This is a genomic window from Sphingopyxis sp. DBS4 (genome assembly GCF_024628865.1).
Lineage (GTDB): Bacteria > Pseudomonadota > Alphaproteobacteria > Sphingomonadales > Sphingomonadaceae > Sphingopyxis.
This window is the reverse complement of record NZ_CP102384.1, coordinates 2,820,058-2,836,965: the sequence shown is the minus strand read 5'-3', so window position 1 is coordinate 2,836,965 and position 16,908 is coordinate 2,820,058. Positions and strand designations below refer to the sequence as shown.

At 65.8% G+C, this 16,908-nt stretch carries 12 protein-coding genes, 1 tRNA gene and 1 pseudogene; 11 read left to right on the top strand and 3 right to left on the bottom strand.

Going from position 1 to position 16,908, the window contains the following annotated elements:
• Nucleotides 1–3 precede the first annotated feature (3 nt).
• Nucleotides 4–834, top strand: coding sequence for a pyrroline-5-carboxylate reductase (proC, locus tag NP825_RS13445; RefSeq protein WP_257544296.1), 831 nt, complete (start codon nucleotides 4–6; stop codon nucleotides 832–834).
• Here proC and NP825_RS13440 read toward each other — a convergent pair.
• Nucleotides 831–1,340: a MarR family winged helix-turn-helix transcriptional regulator gene (locus NP825_RS13440; RefSeq protein WP_257544294.1), complete on the bottom strand. Its 510-nt coding sequence runs from the start codon at nucleotides 1,338–1,340 to the stop codon at nucleotides 831–833. The genes proC and NP825_RS13440 overlap by 4 nt on opposite strands.
• Nucleotides 1,341–1,431: 91 nt before the next feature.
• Between NP825_RS13440 and NP825_RS13435 the strand changes: the two genes are divergently transcribed.
• Together NP825_RS13435 and NP825_RS13430 are read left to right on the top strand one after the other, a co-directional pair.
• On the top strand, nucleotides 1,432–2,517 hold the full coding sequence (locus tag NP825_RS13435; protein WP_257544292.1) for a branched-chain amino acid aminotransferase: 1,086 nt from the start codon (nucleotides 1,432–1,434) through the stop codon (nucleotides 2,515–2,517).
• 199 nt (nucleotides 2,518–2,716) lie between these two features.
• Nucleotides 2,717–2,791 (top strand) — tRNA-Gln (locus tag NP825_RS13430).
• A gap of 599 nt (nucleotides 2,792–3,390) precedes the next feature.
• On the opposite strand, the pseudogene NP825_RS13425 reads toward NP825_RS13430, so the two are convergent.
• Nucleotides 3,391–4,001 (bottom strand): annotated as a pseudogene (locus tag NP825_RS13425) (IS3 family transposase); the annotation flags it as partial.
• 98 nt (nucleotides 4,002–4,099) lie between these two features.
• Here NP825_RS13425 and NP825_RS13420 point away from each other — a divergent pair.
• Genes NP825_RS13420 through NP825_RS13405 form a run of 4 tightly spaced genes read left to right on the top strand, consistent with a single transcriptional unit; the run spans nucleotide 4,100 to nucleotide 7,856 of the window.
• Complete coding sequence (locus NP825_RS13420) at nucleotides 4,100–4,777, top strand: molybdopterin cofactor-binding domain-containing protein (RefSeq protein WP_374046492.1); 678 nt, start codon at nucleotides 4,100–4,102, stop codon at nucleotides 4,775–4,777.
• The gene (locus NP825_RS13415) at nucleotides 4,774–5,376 is read left to right on the top strand and encodes a PepSY domain-containing protein (protein ID WP_257544289.1); all 603 of its coding nucleotides are present in this window, start codon (nucleotides 4,774–4,776) and stop codon (nucleotides 5,374–5,376) included. The genes NP825_RS13420 and NP825_RS13415 overlap by 4 nt, the downstream gene beginning before the upstream one ends.
• Nucleotides 5,373–5,660 carry a DUF3325 domain-containing protein gene (locus NP825_RS13410; RefSeq protein WP_257544287.1) on the top strand — a complete coding sequence of 96 codons (288 nt, stop codon included), beginning with the start codon at nucleotides 5,373–5,375 and terminating at the stop codon, nucleotides 5,658–5,660. Before NP825_RS13415 ends, NP825_RS13410 begins: the two co-directional genes overlap by 4 nt.
• 48 nt (nucleotides 5,661–5,708) lie before the next feature.
• Nucleotides 5,709–7,856 carry a TonB-dependent siderophore receptor gene (locus tag NP825_RS13405; protein WP_257544285.1) on the top strand — a complete coding sequence of 716 codons (2,148 nt, stop codon included), beginning with the start codon at nucleotides 5,709–5,711 and terminating at the stop codon, nucleotides 7,854–7,856.
• A 319-nt stretch (nucleotides 7,857–8,175) separates the two neighbouring features.
• Here the strand turns inward: NP825_RS13405 and NP825_RS13400 are convergent, their stop codons facing one another.
• Nucleotides 8,176–9,105 carry a formylglycine-generating enzyme family protein gene (locus tag NP825_RS13400; protein WP_257551426.1) on the bottom strand — a complete coding sequence of 310 codons (930 nt, stop codon included), beginning with the start codon at nucleotides 9,103–9,105 and terminating at the stop codon, nucleotides 8,176–8,178.
• A 139-nt stretch (nucleotides 9,106–9,244) separates the two neighbouring features.
• Between NP825_RS13400 and NP825_RS13395 the strand changes: the two genes are divergently transcribed.
• The 4 genes from NP825_RS13395 to NP825_RS13380 all read left to right on the top strand — a co-directional run bounded on the left by NP825_RS13395 (nucleotide 9,245) and on the right by NP825_RS13380 (nucleotide 16,785).
• Nucleotides 9,245–10,303: a LacI family DNA-binding transcriptional regulator gene (locus tag NP825_RS13395; protein WP_257544283.1), complete on the top strand. Its 1,059-nt coding sequence runs from the start codon at nucleotides 9,245–9,247 to the stop codon at nucleotides 10,301–10,303.
• 149 nt (nucleotides 10,304–10,452) lie between these two features.
• Nucleotides 10,453–12,744, top strand: a complete 2,292-nt coding sequence (locus NP825_RS13390) for a TonB-dependent receptor (protein ID WP_257544281.1) — start codon at nucleotides 10,453–10,455, stop codon at nucleotides 12,742–12,744.
• Nucleotides 12,745–12,809: 65 nt separating this feature from the next.
• On the top strand, nucleotides 12,810–14,549 hold the full coding sequence (locus NP825_RS13385) for an arylsulfatase (RefSeq protein ID WP_257544279.1): 1,740 nt from the start codon (nucleotides 12,810–12,812) through the stop codon (nucleotides 14,547–14,549).
• A gap of 25 nt (nucleotides 14,550–14,574) precedes the next feature.
• Nucleotides 14,575–16,785 carry a beta-glucosidase gene (locus NP825_RS13380; protein WP_257544276.1) on the top strand — a complete coding sequence of 737 codons (2,211 nt, stop codon included), beginning with the start codon at nucleotides 14,575–14,577 and terminating at the stop codon, nucleotides 16,783–16,785.
• Nucleotides 16,786–16,908 lie beyond the last annotated feature (123 nt).

The following is a 16,908-nucleotide window of genomic DNA, read 5'->3' as shown; positions in this document are numbered from 1 at the left end:
ACGATGAGCGAGACTTTGCGGAATTTCGGCGGCCGACTGCTGTTGGTCGGGTGCGGGAATATGGCGGGCGCGATGCTCGATCGCTGGCTCGCGGCGGGGCTCGACCCTGCATCGGTCGCGATCGTCGATCCCTATGCGGCTCCGCGCGCGGGAATCGCGCATTTCGCATCGCTGGCCGAATGGAAGGACGCGGGGACCGGCGCCGACTGGATCATGCTCGGCATGAAGCCGCAGCAGCTCGGCGAGGTCGCGGCCGACCTCGCCCCGGTCGCGACGGGCGCGTTTCATCTGCTGTCGATCCTCGCCGGCGTGTCGCTCGCCGATCTCGCGGCGCGCTTTCCCGAGGCGAAGGCGCAGGTGCGCATCCTCCCGAACCTCGCCGCGCGCATCGGCGCCGGCGTGTCGGCGGTCGCCAGCGCCGGGGACGCCGACGAAGCAGCGGTAACGGCGCTGCTGACGCCGCTCGGCACCGTGGTGCCGCTCGCCGACGACACGGCGATGGACCTCGTCACCGCTTTCACCGGCAGCGGCCCGGCCTTTGTCTTCCGCCTGATCGAATCCTATGCCGCGGCGGGCGAGCGCCTCGGCCTGTCGGCCGACGATGCGCTCAAGCTCGCGATGGCGACTTTCGGCGGTTCGACCGCACTGCTCGCCGATAGCGGCGAAAAGCCCGGCACTCTGATCGCGCAGGTCGCGAGCAAGGGCGGGACGACGCAGGCGGGGCTCGACGTGCTCGACGAGGACGGCCAACTCGCGGCGCTGTTCACCAACGTGCTGCGCGCGGCGCGCGACCGCGGCCGTGAGCTGGCGGATATTGCGCGGGGCGACGCTTAGCCTTCGCTCCCCAGCTTCGCCACCCGCTCGCGCTCGCGCGGGGGCATCAGCGCTTCGCTGACCTGCCAGAAGCCGGTGACCGCCTGCTGCCCGGCATGGGTATAGGCGCGGCTCATCGCGTCGCGGAGCTGCTGGAAGATCGCGGCCTCGACCGCGCGGCCGCTGGAGGTGAGGCGCAGTTCCTTTTGCCGCCGGTCACGGCCGCCGGGGCGCGTCGTCAGATAGTCACGCGCCTCGAGCTCCTTGATTACCCGCCCAAGCGACTGCTTGGTGATGCCGAGCAGTGCGAGCAGATCCGAAATCGTGATCCCCGGCGCGCGCGCGATGAAATAGAGCGCGCGGTAATGCGCGCGCCCGAGCGCATGTTCGGCGAGCCGCGCGTCGATCGCGCGCCACAGCGCGCCATGGCCGAAAAACAGATATTCGATGCCGCGGCGCACCTCGGCCTCGCGCAAGAAAAGGGCAGAGGCGGCGGGAACTTGTGAAAGAAAATTTTCATCCTGCATGGTCACTACCGTTGCGCTCCGCGCCTGCCTTTGGCAAGAGGCGCGCATCTCTCATCCCTGAGTCACATCCCGAATAACAAGGGTTTCCGTCATGCTTGCTCCCGCCTTCGCCCGCCTTCCGCACCCCAATCCGACGGCGGACGACGTACGCGCGGCGGCGATCGCCGATCCGCAATTCGGGCGCGTCTTCACCGACCATATGGTGTCGATCCGCTACAAGGAGGGGCTGGGCTGGCACGATGCGAAGGTGATGCCGCGCGGGCCGCTGTCGCTCGATCCCGCGACCGCGGTGCTCCATTATGCGCAGGAGATTTTCGAGGGGTTGAAGGCCTATCGCCTCGACGACGGTTCGATGGCGCTGTTTCGCGCGGAGGCCAATGCCGCGCGCTTCAACGCCAGCGCGCGCCGCATGGCGATGGCCGAACTGCCCGAGGAATTGTTCATCGCGGCGGTCAGGGAAGCCGTCGCCGCCGACGCCGACTGGTTCCCGCCGGTCGCGGGCGGCGCGCTCTATCTTCGCCCCTTCATGTATGCGAGCGAAGTGTTCCTAGGCGTCAAGCCGGCCTCGGAATATCATTTTCTCGTCATCGTCTCGCCCGTCGGCAATTATTTCAAGTCGGGCGCGCCCGCGGTGTCGCTGTGGGTGTCGGAGGATTATACCCGCGCCGCGCCGGGCGGCACCGGCGCCGCCAAATGCGGCGGCAACTATGCCGCGAGCCTCGTCGCGCAGAGCGAGGCGATCGCCAAGGGGCACGACCAGGTCGTCTTTCTCGACGCCGCCGAGCATCGCTGGATCGAGGAACTGGGCGGCATGAACATGTTCTTCGTCATGGACGACGGCAGCATCGTCACGCCGCCGCTGACCGGCACGATCCTGCCCGGCATCACCCGCGACGCGCTGATCACGCTGGCCAAGGACGCCGGGCTGACGGTGCGCGAGGAACGCTATGCGATCGATCAGTGGCAGGCCGACGCGGAAAGCGGGCGCCTCACCGAAAGCTTCGCCTGCGGCACCGCGGCGGTGGTGACCCCGGTCGGCAAGGTGACGCGCGGCGAGAGTAGCTTCACGATCGGCGCCGGCGGTCCCGGCCAGGTCACGAACATGCTCAAGGACCGGCTGGTGAGCATCCAGCGCGGCCTTGCGCCCGACCCCCACGGCTGGGTCACGCGGCTCTAGGCTGCATCGACATTCAGCTCTGGCGGCCTGCAAATGGCGGCTTTCCGCGCTTCCGGTGCTCACGTGCAGAAAGCACGCTGCGCTCCGGGTCACGGAAAACCACCATTTTCGACTCGCCATCTTCTGAATGGCGATACAGCCTAAGCCCTTCCTTGCAATCGCCGGCGCCGCGCTATAGAGCGCGCGTCGCACCGGCCGTTGGGGCGTCGCCAAGCGGTAAGGCAGCGGCTTTTGATGCCGCCATTCGCAGGTTCGAATCCTGCCGCCCCAGCCAGCCGGCATTTAAGTTATTGATTTTTGCTGGTTTGATGAGAATGGCCAGTCAAAATTGTGCACCTAGATGTGCCAATCCGCTGGCCGCTCGGGCGAGCACATATGGCAACAATTCCGCATGTCTTTCGGCGAGGCCATGTCTTCGGCGAAGCGCCGCGACGAAGTGCGGATGCTCGTGAACGCCTGCGAGAAAGACCCCGAGTTTAGCAAAAAAGGATCAGCATCGGTCCAACCGAACGCGCAACCGACATATTTCCAGCCTGCGCGGCATCTTTCGATGGGCGGCAGATAATGGGCTTCCCACGCCGGTCATCAATTTCGAGAGCCTCTTCATTAGAATTTCGAAGGCGAAGCGAGGTCGAAACCTCCGTTCCGCCACCCCTGTCGATGACGTTGGAAAGCAGTTCTCGTTGCCAGTGTTCGCTGGACGCCTACCTCATGCAGGAGGCACTGGTGCGGCCGTCCTGAGCGCGAGGTTCGCCGAGGGTGATGCGGTCATCCATGACACCTTCTCTTGGGTTCCCATGCTACTCTAACTACACCGGAGCGCGGCGTGAAGAGCTGTGCAAGCTTCGACCGGACGACGTGTTCGATGCGATGGATGCACGATCCGTCGTTCAGCCACAGACGCCCGCGCTTCGGCTGCCTTTGTGGCACCTTCAGCCCTTCGCGGCGCCAGATACGCTCAACCCGCTTGCGGTTCACATGCCACCCCGCATCGCGTAGCAACGCCGTCACCCGGCGATAGCCATAACGACCATATTGCCGGGCCAGTGCGATGATATCCTCAGTGAGGGCCGCTTCGTCATCCGCCCCGCGTGGCGCCTTGCGCTGCGTCGATCGGTGCTGCCCGAGCACGCGGCACAGCCGCCGCTCGGACACCGGCATCATCATTCTGATGTGGTCGATACAGCGCCTGCGGCGTGCGGGGCTCAGAAGTTTCCCCGGGCAGCCTCCTGCAGGATCAGCTTGTCCAGCGTCAGGTCCGAGATCGCACGACGAAGCCGCGCATTCTCCTTCTCCAGATCCTTCATCCGACGCGCCTGATCGGTCTTCAGGCCGCCATATTCCTTGCGCCACCGATAATAGGTCTGCTCGCTGATCGCGATCCGACGACACGCCTCGGCGGTCGTAGCGCCCTGCGCAAGCACAACCTCCGCCTCACGTAGCTTGCCGATAATCTCTTCCGGGCGATGCTTCTTGCTCGGCATTCTATATCTCCTTCGTCGTCCAAAATATCATCAATTTTGGACCACTCAGAAGGGGGCAGATCAAGGTCGTCATTGATACGCTGACGGGCGAGCATAAGGTGCTGCGCGTTGATATCCTCCACGATGTCGGGCGATCACTCAATCCGGCTATCGACCTCGGCCAGATCGAGGGCGCCTTCATTCAGGGCATGGGCTGGCTGACCACAGAGGAATTGGTGTTCGCGGACGATGGCCGATTGCTGACCCACGCGCCCTCGACTTACAAGATTCCGACCGCCGGCGACCGGCCGCACATGGACATTCGCCTGTGGGAACGCGGACATAACAGCGAGCCGACGATCCACCGTTCGAAGGCGGTGGGCGAGCCGCCGTTCATGCTTGCCATCTCGGTTCTGTCAGCCTTGACTGCGGCGGTTTCCGCCGCCGCTCCAGGCAAGGGACTGGCTGCGCTCGATGCGCCCGCGACGCCCGAGCATACCTGGTATGCCGGGCGCATCATCGGGCTCGACTACCCTGTGGGGCAAGAATGTCGTCGCGGGCTCGGTCAACTTCGTGACCGCCAAACCGGTCGACCATGCCGAAGCCAATGCCCAGCTGACCTTCGGCGAATATGGCCAGATGAACGGCAATCTGATGCTCAACGCGCCGATCACCGACGGATTGGCGGCGCGCCTGACGCTGGGCGCGGTGACCAACGACGGCTTTCGCAAGACCTTCGACGGCCGCGCGCTCGACGACGAAAACAGGGGCGGCAACCGCGACCGAGGGCACGATGATCGGCCTCCACGCCGGCCGCTTCGCCTATCCACTGCTCCGTTGGCTCTATTTCGCATCGGGCGTCGCGGGTTGCGTGATGGTCGGCTCGGGGCTGATCCTGTGGACGGTCAAGCGCCGCGCCAGGCTGCCCGATCCCGACCATCCGCATGTCGGTTTCCGCCTGGTCGAGAAACTCAATGTCGCAGCGATCGTCGGTCTGCCGTTCGGGATGGCCACCTATTTTCTCGCCAACCGCCTCATCCCACTCGGCATCGCGGGCCGGGCGGATCGCGAAATCGCCTGGTTCTTCATCGCGTGGGGCGCGGTCGCGGTCTGGTCGATCGCGCGTCCGCCGCGCCGCGCATGGCTGGAAGGACTCGTCGTCACCGCGCTTGCCTTCGCCGCCGTTCCGCTGGTCGACGCGTTCACGACCGGCCGCTTGCTGGCCGCCAGCCTGATGTCGGGCGACATGGTGTTCGCCGGTTTCGACATCGCGATGCTGGCGATCGCGGCGGGGTTCGGCTTGGCCGCGGTCAAGGTGGCGCGCCAGGGGCAAGCGCGAACGGCGCCGCGGCGTTCGGCGCGCGCGGCGGCCGCATCCAGGGCGGAGGCGGCATGATCCACCTCCTCCTCTTCCTTCTCTCTGCGCTCGGTTTTGGGTTGCTCTGCCTCGCGCGCGACCGGCATCAGCGCGACCTTGTCGGTCGCAAGCTCGCTACCGGGACCTCGAAAAGGCTGCGCGGCGGCGGATTCCTCTGCCTGCTGCTCGCCTACGCGATTGCGGGAGTCGGGCTGGGCTGGGCTCGCGGCACGCTCGAATGGCTCGGCCAGCTCAGCGCCGGCGCGCTGCTCATCGTTTTTTATCTCGCGCGGCTTTCATCCCGCAAATCCTCGGCCCGCTGAAGGCCGCCCGTCGCCGATCGCCTTCGACCCCCTTAAGGAATATTGCTCATGTCCAGGACCATTGCCGGCCGTCTGATCGTCGGGACCGCGCTGTCGTTCATCCTCGCCTTGCCCGCCGCGGCCGCCGAAGCCGACGAGCAGACGCAGCGCGACAGCCGCGAGATCGTCGTCACCGCCGACCGATATGAAACGGTTCCCGAGGCCGGCAAGGCCGACATTCCGCTCATCGAAACCCCGCAGGCTATCTCAGTGATCACCGCCGAGGATCTGGAGAAACGCGGAGTGACGCGGTTGGCGGAGGCGCTGCGCGGCGTCGCGGGTGTGTCGCGCAGCAGCACCTACGGCTTTTACGACGCCTATCAGATTCGCGGCTTCGACGCGGCCTATGGCAGCGTCTATCTCGACGGCCTCGCCAGCCTGAACTCGGCAGGGACCAACAATGAGCTGGCCGGGCTCGAACAGGTGGAGGTGGTGAAGGGACCGGCGTCGATGCTCTTCGGCTCGGCGCCGCTCGGCGGCATCGTCAACCTCGTCAGCAAGCGCCCCAAGCCCGAAGGCTTCGCCGATGCCTCGATCGCGACCGGCTCCTACGGCCTCGTCGAGGCGAGCCTCGACGCCAATGCGCCGCTCACCGCCGACGGTGCGCTGCTCGGCCGCATCAACCTGTTGTTCCGCGACAGCGGCGATTTCGTCGACTTCGCGTCGAAGAACCGCATCTATGTCGCGCCGTCGCTGACGTGGAACATCGGCCCGGCGACGCGCCTCACGCTGCTCGGCCGCTACGAGCGCAACCACGACCGGCCGTGGTCGCCGGTGTCAGCGTGGGGAACGGTGCTGCCCTGGGCCTATGGCGATCAGCCGATCGACTTTTCGATCAACAATGACGAGGTCGATCACGCGATCCAGAACCAGCGCTACGTTCACGCCGGCTATGTCTTCGACCATCAATTTTCGGATGCGCTGTCGTTCAACCAGACGCTCCGCTACACCGATCGCAAGACATTCTACAATAACTGGATTTTCTGGGCGGGTTTCGTCGATAGCGATATTGTCGATGGCGTGCAGCAGGGCCATATCGCGGGCCGCTATATCTATGGTCCCTTCTATGAGCGCGACAAGGACATTGCGGTCGACAGCCGCTTTGCGCTGAAGGTCGCGACCGGCATCGTTAAGCACGACATCATGGTCGGGCTCGATTATCGCAGCAGCAAGAGTGCCTATCGTGACGATGCCAGCAATTTCGATTCGGCGGCGAACCCGCTCGACCTGCTCGATCCCGATTTCGACACGCCGCTCATCCACGATCCGGCGGCCGCCTATGCGGGCGGCGGCAAGACGCGGCAGACGGGCCTCTATATCCAGGACCATCTGAATTTCGACGATGTCGCGACGCTGACGCTGGGCGGCCGTTACGACTGGGCGAGCGCGGATGGACAGAAAGACAAGAAATTTAGCCCGCGGATCGGCGCGACGGTCAATGTCGCGCCCGGCGCCGCGCTCTATGCGAGCTGGTCGCGGTCCTTCGTGCCGCAGCCGGGATATTTCACCGTCGACGGCGACACGCTGCCGCCCGAAACGGGGCGCAATATCGAAGCGGGCATCAAGTTTCAGTCCGGGAACCGCCTGAGCGGCATGGTCTCGATCTTCGACCTGCGGCGTCAGAATGTCGCGACCGAGGACCCGGCAAACCCCTTCTTCTACATCACGACCGGCGAACAGCGCAGCCGCGGGATCGAGGTCGAGGGCACCTGGCATCCCGCGCCCGGCGCGACGCTCGCCATCGCCTATTCCTATCTCGATGCGACGATCACGAAGGACAATCTGCTGCCGGTGGGCGCGCGGCTTCAGAATGTGCCGAAGCATGGTCTGAATATTTTCGGCGAATATATCGTGCCTTCGGGCCCGCTCGCCAATCTGGGGATCAACGCGGGCTTCCAGTACAACAGCCGCAAGGTCGGTAACAATTACCCCGAAGATCTGGATTTCGACGGTAATTTCGATGCGCTGTCGCTGTTCGCGCTGCCGGGCTATGCGCTCTTCGACGCCGGTCTCTCCTATGCCTATCGCGACTGGACGATCCGCCTCAACGTCAACAATCTGTTCGACAAGCGCTATTTCCCCGACAGTTGCTGCGTCGACCGCGTGACGCCGGGCGAACCGCGAAGTTGGCGGCTCAGCTTGTCGAAGCGATTTTAGGGTCAGGACCCTAAGGCACGGGCTGAGCTAACGGCATTTCACGGCGTCCAAGGTGCCGTCGGCCGTCTTTCGGGCCGGCAGGACATTTGCGGGGACCTTCGCCGCATCGGCGCTCAGGCGCAACATGGCACGGACTTGGCTGATTACCGGCTGATCGCGAGATTTCGGGCGCGCGCTGTCCGAGGCGGTCCTCGATGCCAGCGACAATTTTCCGGCAACGGCACGCGAACCCACGACGCTGGAGGGGCTCGGTGCTGGAAGCCGAGCCGTCGGCCATTACTTCGGCGGGACAATGGCCGGTGGCTGGATTTCCGACAGGTCAGGATTCGATGGCGCTTCGGGCCACGCAGCGGAAACCGATATGGCTCGTGGAGCTGTCGATGGTTTCAGGGTGACGGGCGGCCGGTCGGTAACGCTGGCAATAGTTGGGGGCGCAAAGATGCGAGCCGCCCTTGAGCACCTTGCGGCCGATGCGGATATCCGGTTGGGCGGGGTCATAGCTCCGCCGCAGCGGCCCGCCGCGCGGATTGTCGATCGCGCAGCAGGATTTGCCGGGACGCTTCATGCTCGCCGCGGGTGCGGACCACCAGTCTTGCGTCCATTCCCAGACATTGCCGATCATGTCGTGCAGCCCGAAGCCGTTGGCGGGGAAGCTGCCGATCGGCGAGGTGCCCTCCCAGCCGTCGAGGCACTGGTTGGCGAAGGGAAAGAGGCCTTGCCAATAGTTGGCGAGCATCGCGCCCCCGGGCGCCAGTTCATCGCCCCAGGCATAGTCGGCGCCGTCCAAGCCACCGCGCGCGGCATATTCCCATTCCGCCTCGGTCGGCAGCGCCTTGCCCGCCCATGCGGCATAAGCCTCCGCATCGGCATAGGCGATATGGACGACCGGATGATCTTCGAGCCCCGCGATCGAACTTTCGGGGCCGTCCGGATGGCGCCAGTCGGCGCCGAATTCGAACCGCCACCAGTTGGCGGGGTTGCCGAGATCGACGGGGCCGCGCGTCTTGCGAAAGACAAGCGAGCCGGGGCGATCCATGCCGGGCAGCATGCCCGGATAATCGCGGGGATCGGCCGCGATTTCGGCGGCCGTGACATGCCCCGTCGCGGCGACGAAGCGCGCAAAGTCGCGATTGGTGACGGGCGCGGCGTCGATCCAGAAGCCATCGACCCGCACCTGGCGGACGGGGGCTTCCTCAGGGTAGAAATTCCGCGATCCCATGGCGAAGGTTCCGCCGGGCAGGAAGACCATGCCCGGCGGCCCGTTTGCGGAAATCTCGCCGTTCGTGTTGCGCATGGTCACCCCCGCTTCGGGCCGGCTTTGATTTGCATCCGCCGCCGTCTATCGTCAGGGGGCGGTTAGCTCAACGATCGCAGCATGGGGAGGATTTTTGAAGCGGCCAGTCACGATCATCGATATCGCCAACCATGCGGGTGTGTCGTTCAAGACCGTTTCGCGTGTCCTGAACGGCGCGCCGACGGTCGCCGAGGATCTGCGCTCGCGGGTCGAAAAGGCGATGCGCGACCTCGATTACAAGCCGAATCGCGCCGCCCGGCTGTTGCGCGGCGGCAAGGCGCACGCGCTGGGGCTGATCGTCGGGTCGCAGACGCAGGCGATCGCCCAATCGCCCGAACCCGACCGCCGCATGCCGAGCTACGCCGCCGACGTCATTCTGGGGCTGCTGCAGGCCTGCCACGCGGCCGAATATCATCTGGTGATCGAGAATATCTCGCCCGGCGGCACGCCGGAAGCGCAGGCGATGCTGGGCCGCTTCCTCGATCTCGTGAAGCTCGACGGAGTCATTCTGGTGCCGCCGCTGTGCGACACGCCGTGGGTGCTCGATCTGCTCGACAGCCGCGGCATCGCTTGCGCGCGGATCAATCCGGGGCTCGATCTCGACCGCGCGCTCTGCCTCGTCATCGACAATAAGAGTGCGGCGCGCGAAGTGGGCGAGGCGATCCTGTCGCGCGGGCATCGGCGGATCGGCTTTATCGATGGCCCCCGCAGCCACGTCGCGCTCGGCGAACGCCGAACGGGTTTCCTTGAGGCGGTGCGCCGGGTTGCCGGCGTCACGGTCGAGGTGCGGCAGGGCAATTTCCTGTTCACCTCGGGGTTCGAGAAGGGGCGCGAGTTGCTGTCGCTTTCCGAGCGGCCGACGGCGATCTTCGCTGCGAACGACGAAATGGCGGCCGGCGTGCTCGCGGCGGCGGTCGATTGCGGTATCGAGGTTCCGCGCCAACTGTCGCTCGTGGGGTTCGGCGGCCTCGCCATTTCCGAACATAGCTGGCCGCGCCTCGCCACCGTCAGCCAGCCCACGATCGACATTGCGCGGATCGCGGGCGAACAGCTCATCGCCCGCGAAGGAGGGGCCGCGGCCGACTGGAACCGGGTCGTGACCATGCCGTATGAACTCGCGACGCGCCAGTCGCTCGCCCCGGCGCCGGACTGAGACCGGCCGCCGCTTTCATCGATCGAACCCCGATATTGACGATTGGCCGATGCCGTCTTAGGAGGTCGAGACAACGTTGTCCCGAATCATTCGAGGGCAGGACTTCGCTGCTATCGCCCTGGCGACGGCGGCAATCTGGGGAGGAAGACATGACATATCGCCGCAAAGCCTTTTGGATGGGCAGTGCTGTCCTTGCGCTGTCGGCGTCGGTTGCCGCGCACGCGCAGGAGGCGCCCGCTCCGGCGGACGACGTCTCGGGCGACGAGATCGTCGTGACCGCGCAAAAGCGCGAGCAAAATCTTCAGAAAGTGCCGGTTTCGGTGTCGGTCCTGTCGGCGGCGGCGCTGGCCGACAACCGGGTCAGCGGGCTCGAGCAGCTATCGCTGGTGTCGCCCTCGATCGGCTTCACCAACAGCGCCAACACGCGCGGGCAGGGGCTTTCGATCCGCGGCATCGGCACCCTCAACTTCTCCGACGGCGTCGAGCCTTCGGTCTCGACGGTGATCGACGGCGTCGTCATCGGCCGCTCGGCGGCGTCCTTCTTCGATTTCAACGATATCGAGCGCATCGAGGTGCTGCGCGGGCCGCAGGGAACCCTGTTCGGCAAGAACAGCTCGGCCGGCGCGCTCAACGTCGTCACCGGCAAGCCCGACCTTAATGAATCGAGCCTTGAGGCGTCGGCGAGCTATGGCACCTTCGACGATGTCCGGCTGAAAGCCACGGGTTCGCTGGTACTCGATCAGGGGCGCGCAGCGCTGCGCATCTCGGGATTCCGGTCGAAGGCCGACGGGATCATCACCAACACCGTCAACGGCGAAAAGCTCAACGACAACGACAGTTGGGGCGTGCGCGGAAAATTGCTGTTCGAGCCGAGCGACGTCACCTCGATCTATGTGATCGGCGATTATGGCGAGAGCAACCGCAATTGCTGCGTCTCGACCGTGCGCTCGGTGTTGCCGACGACGGTCTATTACAATGGCGACACGCGGGCCGACCTGCTGGCCGGCCAGACGCTCGGCCCGCTCAACCGCGAGGTGACGATCGACGGCGATTATTTCAACCATCAGAAGACCGGCGGCGCGTCGGTCGAGATCAACACCGAACTCGGGGGCCAGACGATCACCTCGATCACCGCCTATCGCGAGTTCAAGGTGTTCGACAACAACGACCCCGATGGAGTTCCGCTGCCGGTGGTGAGCCTCAACAACGCCCGCCAGAAACAGCAGCAGTTCACGCAGGAACTGCGGCTGACGTCGCCCGCGGGCGAGCCGATCGAATATGTCGTCGGCCTCTTCTATTTCTGGCAGGATGTCGTCAGCCAGACGCAGGTGAAGGGCAAGCTGGTCGTGAACCTGCCCGGCGACCTCTATCTCGGCAACCAGGTCGACCGCGACATCACGACCAAGAATGTCGCCGCCTTCGGACAGGTGACCGGGCATCTGACCGACAGCCTGTCGTTGATCGGCGGCTTTCGCCTGACTTCCGAGCAGGCGGTGGCGCATTTCGACCGGACGATCCTGCCGGGCGCCGTCGCGGCGATGCCGAGCCTTGGCGGGCCCGCCTATGTCGCGCCGACGCTGAAAGCCACCGACACCGACCTCAGCTATAAATTGGGCGTGCAATATCAGGCGTCGCCCGACGTCATGGCCTATGCCACCTATACGCGCGGTTACAAGGGGCCGGCGCTCAACATGCTCAACAATCTGACCGCGGTGACGGTCGATGCGGGGCTGGCGGTGCTGCGGCCCGAGATCGCCCGCAACTGGGAAGCCGGCGTCCGCACAACGCTGTTCGACCGGATGCTAACGCTGAACGTCACGGGCTTTTACGAGACCTTCACCGACTTCCAGGCGCAGACCTACAGCGCGCTCCTGACCTCGTTCCAGCTCACCAACGCAGGCAAGCTGATCACCAAGGGGGCCGAGGTCGAGGCGATTCTGCGGCCGGTCGATGGACTCAACCTGTCGGGCAACCTTGCCTTTACCGATACCGAGGTGCGCGGGCTGGTCGTGAGCTGCTATGCCGGGCAGACCGCGGCGCAGGGCTGTGTCGGCGGCCGTCAGGACGTGACCGGCGAAGCGCTGACCAATGCGCCGAAATGGGCGTGGACGCTGAACGCCAACTATGGTGCCGACATCGGCAGCACCCTGCGCGGCAGCGCCAATCTGGCGTTCACCTATCGGTCGAAGACGCTGTTCGGCTATCGCGATCCGAACACCGCGCAGCCGGGCTATGGCCTGCTGAACGGGCGCCTGTCGCTCGAGACGCAGGACGGCCGCTATGGCGTTTCGCTATTCGGGAAGAATCTGACCAACAAGCATTTCGCGAGCTTCATCGGTGCCGGCCTGCTCGACACGTCGGCCACGGGCGCCGGTTACACGCAGTTGCTGACCCCCGATGCCTTCCGCACCTTCGGGGTCGAAGGCCGGGTTCGCTTCTGACCCGTCGCAGACGGCGGGGACGCCGGCCCGTGCGCCGCGTCCCCGCCGGAATATGGAGCCGATCGATGGACTATTCCCGCCGCCGCTTCGTCGGCACCCTCCTTGCCACCACGACCTTGTGCGGGCTGACGTCCGCGCGCGCGATCGGTGCGACGGGGCCGCGGCCCAATATCATCACCATCCTGCTCGATGATGTCGGCTATTCGGATATCGGCTGTTTCGGCGCCGAAATCCGCACCCCGGCGATCGACAGCCTTGCCAAGGCGGGGCTGCGCTACGTTCATTTCGATACCAAGGCGGTCTGCGCCTCGACCCGCGCGTCGCTGCTGACCGGGCGCAATTGCCACACGGTCAACATGCCCGACGTGCCCGATGTCGCCGCGGTGCTGCCGGGCGACCCCCAGATGGCGCGGCTGTTCCGGATGCCGGGCAATGCGCAGACGATGGCACAGGCGCTGCAAGGGCGGGGCTATGCGACCTGGGCGGTCGGCAAATGGCACATGATCCCGATGGACGAACTCGGCGAGGGCACCGGGCGGGACAATTGGCCGCTCCAGCGCGGTTTCGACTATTTCTACGGCTTTCCGAGGGGTTGGACCGACCAGTATCGGCCCGAGCTGGTCGAGAATAATGCCTATATCAAGCGCGACTTTCCCGCCGGCTATCATCTGTCGGTCGACCTCGCCGACAAGGCGATCGACCTCATCGAACGTCATGTCGCGGAAAAGAACGACAGCCCTTTCTTCATGAACCTCGGTTTCGGCACCGCGCATTCGCCGATCCAGGTGCCGCGCGAATATTCGGCGCCCTATGACGCGATCTATGAAAAGGGGTGGGACCAGGTCCGCGAGGACCGCTTCGCTCGCATGAAGCACATGGGGCTGATCCCCGCCGACACGATTTTGCCGCCGCGCGAACCGCGCGACCGGGCGTGGGCCAACTTGTCGGATGACGAGAAAGCCGTCTTTGCCCGCTATATGGCGGTCTATGCCGGCTTCATCGAGCATTGCGACCGGCAGATCGGCCGCCTGCTCGATGCGCTGCGCGAACAGGGGGTGTTCGACAATACGATCATCATCCTTCTGTCCGACAATGGCGCGGCGTCGGAAGCGGGGCAGAGCGGCTTCTTCGACGGACTCTATCGCGCGAACAGCCTGACTCCGGCCGAGCAGCGCGCGCGCATCGACGATCTTGGGACCGCGCGGACGCAGGCCGAATATCCGCGTCCGTGGGCGATGGTCGGCGACACGCCGCTGCGGCGGTACAAGCTGTGGCCCTATTCGGGCGGCACCCGCACCCCGATGATCTTTCACTGGCCGCGCCATGTGACGGACCCGGGCGCGATCCGGCGGCAGTTCGTCGATGTCGTCGATATCGCGCCGACCCTGCTCGAAGCGGTCGGCGCGCGCTTCGATCCGGTTGTCGGCGGCGTGGCCCAGATTCCGGTCGCGGGCCGCTCCTTCCTGCCGACGGTGCAGAGCCGCAAGGCGCCCGGCCGGCAGGTCCAATATTTCGAATTGCGCGGCAATCGCGCGATCACCAGCGGCCGCTGGCGCGCGGTCGCGCTCCACGATTGCGACCAGCCCTATGCGAACGACCGCTGGGAGCTGTTCGACCTCGACCGCGATTTTTCGGAAAGCACCGATCTCGCCGCCCGCTATCCGGCCAAGGTCGCCGAACTGAAGGCGCTGTGGGACGATCAATGGGCGCGTTACGGCAACGGCGTGCTGGCGCAGCCGGGGGCGCTGACGTGCCGGCTGTCCGACCTGTTCGATCGGCACCCGGTTGCCGGACACGAAGGATGAAGCCAGAAACAGGGGAGCGGTAAGGATGCGAGGATATTATGCGACGACGGCGCTGGCGATGCTTCTGGGATGCGCGGCGATGACGGCTTCGGCGAAGGATCAGGCGGCATCGTTCGCGGCGGCCGAGGCGGCGGCCGACGACTGGGCCGCGAAGACCGAAGCGCAGATGACCGACGACGAGCGTTTCTCGCTGCTCCACGGCTTCATGCCGATTCCGATCGGACCCTATGCCGACCCTGAATGGCAGGCGAAATGGCCGAAGGACGTGATTCCGGGTGCGGGCTATGTCGCGGGCGTGCCGCGCCTCGGCATCCCGTCGCAGCGCGCGACCGACGCCAGCCTGGGCGTCACCAACCCCTTCGGCATCCGCAAGGGCGACAGCGCGACCGCGCTGCCCGCCGGCCTCGCGCTCGGCGCAAGCTTCAATCCCGACCTGGCCTTCGCGGGCGCCGAAGCGGTGGCGAGCGAAGCGCGCGCCAAGGGGTTCAACGTCCTGCTCGGCGGCGGCATGAACCTGATCCGCGATCCGCGGAACGGCCGCAATTTCGAATATATTTCCGAAGATCCGCTGCTGTCGGGCGTCATGGGCGGCGCGGCGGTGCGCGGCGCGCAGTCGGCGGGGGTGGTCTCGACCGTCAAGCATTTCTCGCTCAATTCGAACGAGACCAACCGCCATACATGGAACGCCGAGATCGATGAGGCGGCGCACCGCGAAAGCGATCTGCTCGCCTTTCAGATCGCGATCGAGCGCGGCCATCCCGGCTCGGTGATGTGCGCCTATAATCTGGTCAACGGGCAAAAGGCGTGCGGCAACGACCATCTGCTCAACACCGTCCTCAAGAAGGACTGGCGCTACAAGGGCTGGGTGATGTCCGATTGGGGCGCGGTGTCGGGCGCCGACTTTGCGGTCAAGGGCCTCGACCAGCAGGCGGGCGAGCAGCTCGACAAGCAGGTCTGGTTCGATGCGCCGCTGAAGGCCAAGCTCGCCGACGGCAGCCTGACGCGCGACCGATTGTCCGACATGGTTCGCCGCATCCTGCGTTCGATGAAGGCGAACGGGCTGGTCGATGCGGGTCCGGCGCCCGCGGTCGACATGGCGGCGCACGCTGCGGTCGCGCGGCGGATCGCCGAGCAGGGGATCGTGCTGCTCAAGAACGACACGAACGCCTTGCCGCTTGCCGCCAACGTCGGCTCGGTCGCGGTGATCGGCCGCAACGCGCATGTCGGCGTACTGTCGGGCGGCGGATCGTCGCAAGGCCTGCCGCCGCGCGGCTGGGCGGCATCAATCCCGGTTGGCGGCGGCGAGGGATCGATCGGCGCGTGGCGGATCGAGCGCTGGTTCGCGGGCGCGCCGCTCGCCGCGCTGCGCGAAGCCTTGCCCAAGGCGCACGTTGGCTTCGATCCCGGCCTCTATCCGCAGGACGCCGCGGCGCTCGCCGCGCGCTCCGACGTCGCGATCGTCTTCGTCAGCAAATATGAGGCGGAGGGGTTCGATTCGCCCGACCTGTCGCTCCCCGGCAATCAGGACGCGATCGTCGAGGCGACCGTCGCCGCCAATCCCAACACCATCGTCGTGCTCGAAACCGGCAATCCGGTCGCCATGCCGTGGCTGGACAAGGTGAAGGCGGTCGTCGCCGCCTGGTATCCGGGGCAGGAGGGCGCCGCGGCGATCGCCGACGTGCTGACCGGCAAGGTCAATCCGTCGGGCCGCCTGCCGGTCAGCTTTCCCGCATCGACCGACACGCTGCCGCGTCCCGCAATCCCCGGCTACGGCACGCCCGAAAACACGCACGTCACCGCGACGATGAACGAAGGGTCGGACGTCGGCTATCGGTGGAATGCGCGGACCGGGGTGAAGGCGCTGTTCCCGTTCGGCCATGGGCTGTCCTACACGCGCTTCGCGACGGACGGGCTCAGGACCGACGGCGCGACTGCCAGCTTCACCGTCCGCAACAGCGGCGAGCGGGCGGGCGCGACGGTGGCGCAGCTCTATCTCGTGTCGCGCGATGGCAAGCCGGTGCGGCGGCTGGTCGGTTTCCAGCGGGTCGAACTGGCGCCGGGGGCCGAACGGACGATCCGGCTGACGATCGATCCGCGGCTGCTCGCCGACTGGAACGGGACCGGCTGGACGATCGCCAAGGGCGACTATCGCTTCGCACTCGGCGAGGATGCCGAAACCCTCTCCACGCCCGTCGCGGTGTCGCTGAAGGCACGTGTCTGGCAGGATCGGTCCTAGATGACCGTCTTGTAATGCGGCGGTCATGCGCCGGGCAGGCGCACGGGTCTATCCCGTTCTCGTCGGGTCGAGCCGGTCCGCACCATCCCCCCTGACCCTGGCATGGACCGGCTCCCCTGGCTT

What these genes read in the sequence shown, in the direction of transcription:
- proC (WP_257544296.1), top strand. Translation starts at nt 4, where the DNA reads ATGAGCGAGACTTTGCGGAATTTCGGCGGCCGACTGCTGTTGGTCGGG.
- NP825_RS13440 (WP_257544294.1), bottom strand. Translation starts at nt 1,340, where the DNA reads ATGCAGGATGAAAATTTTCTTTCACAAGTTCCCGCCGCCTCTGCCCTT.
- NP825_RS13435 (WP_257544292.1), top strand. Translation starts at nt 1,432, where the DNA reads ATGCTTGCTCCCGCCTTCGCCCGCCTTCCGCACCCCAATCCGACGGCG.
- NP825_RS13415 (WP_257544289.1), top strand. Translation starts at nt 4,774, where the DNA reads ATGATCGGCCTCCACGCCGGCCGCTTCGCCTATCCACTGCTCCGTTGG.
- NP825_RS13410 (WP_257544287.1), top strand. Translation starts at nt 5,373, where the DNA reads ATGATCCACCTCCTCCTCTTCCTTCTCTCTGCGCTCGGTTTTGGGTTG.
- NP825_RS13405 (WP_257544285.1), top strand. Translation starts at nt 5,709, where the DNA reads ATGTCCAGGACCATTGCCGGCCGTCTGATCGTCGGGACCGCGCTGTCG.
- NP825_RS13400 (WP_257551426.1), bottom strand. Translation starts at nt 9,105, where the DNA reads ATGGTCTTCCTGCCCGGCGGAACCTTCGCCATGGGATCGCGGAATTTC.
- NP825_RS13390 (WP_257544281.1), top strand. Translation starts at nt 10,453, where the DNA reads ATGACATATCGCCGCAAAGCCTTTTGGATGGGCAGTGCTGTCCTTGCG.
- NP825_RS13385 (WP_257544279.1), top strand. Translation starts at nt 12,810, where the DNA reads ATGGACTATTCCCGCCGCCGCTTCGTCGGCACCCTCCTTGCCACCACG.
- NP825_RS13380 (WP_257544276.1), top strand. Translation starts at nt 14,575, where the DNA reads ATGCGAGGATATTATGCGACGACGGCGCTGGCGATGCTTCTGGGATGC.